We start from the raw sequence: 213 nt of genomic DNA on the forward strand, positions 1-213 counted from the left end.
TGGTTGGACTCGAACCAACGACCCCCGCGTTATCAACACGGTGCTCTAACCAGCTGAGCTACAGCCCCAAATGCTGTTCTTCTTAATTACAGTCGATAAGTGTGAACGCTTGAGGATGATCCGAAGACCAGTGCGACTCTAGAAAGGAGGTGATCCAGCCGCACCTTCCGATACGGCTACCTTGTTACGACTTCACCCCAGTCACGAATCCTA

The 213-nt window shown here is 51.6% G+C and carries 1 rRNA gene; it reads right to left on the reverse strand.

Features of this window, described 5'->3' with window-relative positions:
- Window positions 1–142 precede the first annotated feature (142 nt).
- Window positions 143–213, reverse strand: a 16S ribosomal RNA gene (locus tag H3H37_RS26365); the annotation flags it as partial.

Source organism: Rugamonas brunnea, assembly GCF_014042345.1.
GTDB classification, from domain to species: domain Bacteria; phylum Pseudomonadota; class Gammaproteobacteria; order Burkholderiales; family Burkholderiaceae_D; genus Rugamonas; species Rugamonas brunnea.